Source organism: Pallidibacillus pasinlerensis (assembly GCF_009996845.1).
Taxonomy (GTDB): Bacteria; Bacillota; Bacilli; order Bacillales; family Caldibacillaceae; genus Pallidibacillus; species Pallidibacillus pasinlerensis.
Window position 1 is genome coordinate 1 of record NZ_JAACYS010000129.1, and the last position, 1903, is coordinate 1903.

Annotated in this window: 2 protein-coding genes; both read left to right on the plus strand. The window is 34.0% G+C overall.

What is annotated here, in order from left to right:
• Positions 1 to 86 precede the first annotated feature (86 nt).
• Positions 87 to 959 (plus strand): 4-(cytidine 5'-diphospho)-2-C-methyl-D-erythritol kinase, encoded by an 873-nt coding sequence (gene ispE, locus GW534_RS15765; RefSeq protein WP_161921914.1) that lies wholly within the window; start codon positions 87 to 89, stop codon positions 957 to 959.
• Positions 960 to 1052: 93 nt separating this feature from the next.
• Positions 1053 to 1871, plus strand: a complete 819-nt coding sequence (purR, locus tag GW534_RS15770) for a pur operon repressor (protein ID WP_161921915.1) — start codon at positions 1053 to 1055, stop codon at positions 1869 to 1871.
• The last annotated feature ends 32 nt before the right edge of the window (positions 1872 to 1903 follow it).

Genomic DNA, 1903 nt, shown 5'->3' on the forward strand with positions numbered 1-1903 from the left:
AGTAATAAAGGGTTTTTTTTCTTTTGTTTGTTTTATGGTAAAATAAGACAAAATTATACATTTTTTTCATAAAGTAGGTGGACGTCATGAAGTTACTCATAAAAGCTCCTGCAAAAATTAACTTATCATTAGATGTGTTACATAAACGAAATGACGGCTTTCATGAGTTAGAAATGGTGATGACAACAATTGATTTAGCAGACCGAGTCGAATTAGAATTACTTGATGAAGATCGAATTATTATTCAATCCCAAACTCGTTATGTTCCGGATGATGAGCGGAATTTAGCGTATAAAGCAGCGAAATTAATTAAAGAACGGTTTTCAATAAGAAATGGTGTATCTATTAAAATCGATAAAAATATCCCTGTTGCCGCAGGTCTTGGTGGTGGAAGTAGTGATGCTGCTGCTGTATTAAGGGGAGTAAATAAATTATGGAACCTCCAATTATCGGTTGAAGAACTTGCTGAATTAGGGGCGGATATAGGTTCCGACGTATCTTTTTGTGTGTATGGTGGTACCGCTTTAGCGAAAGGGAAGGGAGAAATCATAACACCTCTTCCAGCGCCCCCAAAGTGTTGGGTTATTTTGGCCAAGCCATCCATTGGTGTATCAACGGGTGAAATTTATGAAAAACTTGATTTAAATAATATAAATCATCCGAATACTTTGGCGATGATTGATGCTATACATACGAATGATTATCAAAAAATGTGTGACCATTTAAACAACGTATTAGAAAGTGTAACGTTGAAATTATATCCAGAGGTTAAACAAATTAAAGATGATATGAAACGATTTGGAGCAGATGCTGTATTAATGAGCGGAAGCGGACCAACTGTGTTTGCCTTAGTTCAGCACGATTCAAGGATGCAACGAATTTATAATGGATTGAAAGGATATTGCAATCAAGTTTATGCTGTTCGAATACTTGGGCAACCAAATGAAAGTTTAATTTGAACAAAATGAGGAAATAATGAGTCTTAACTTGATAAAATACGAATATTAATATAATATATTTTTATTAATATTCGTATTTAGGTAGGTGTCGTTATGAGTTGGAAAAGAAGTGAACGTTTAATAGATATGACGAATTACTTATTAAATCACCCACGTGATTTAATTTCTTTAACTTTCTTTGCAGAAAGATATAGTGCAGCAAAATCTTCAATAAGTGAAGATATAACAATATTAAAAGAGATTTTTGAATTACAAGGAATCGGTAAAATAATTACTATTCCAGGGGCAGCTGGCGGTGTGAAATATTTTGTGACAGTAAAGGAAGCGCAGGTAAAACCTTTTATTGATGATTTATGTCAACTACTTGCCAATCCTGATCGCCTATTACCTGGTGGATATTTATATATGCAAGATATAATTGGAAACCCGCAAATTATGGACCAAGTTGGTCGTATGTTTGCATCAAAATTTGGAGATCAAGAAATCGATGCCGTTATGACTGTTGCGACTAAAGGGATTCCTTTAGCATATGCAACCGCTAGCTATTTAAATGTTCCTGTTGTTATAGTTCGGAAAGATACAAAGGTTACAGAAGGTTCAACGGTAAGTATTAACTATGTTTCAGGTTCTACAAAGCGAATTCAAACAATGCTTTTAGCGAGAAAAAGTTTAAAAGAAGGTTCAAGAGTTCTCATTGTTGACGATTTTATGAAAGCTGGCGGCACGATTAATGGAATGATTAGCTTATTAAATGAATTTAATGCAAGCTACGCTGGAATAGCCGTGTTAATTGAAGCGGAGGAAGTTGAGGACCGTTTAATCGATCAATATACTTCTGTTGTTAAACTTTCTAATGTTGATGCGCGTGAGAAAAAAATCACTGTGAGCGAAGGTAATTATTTCTTAACTTAATTTAAAGTAACTAATTCTAAATCTATTTTAAA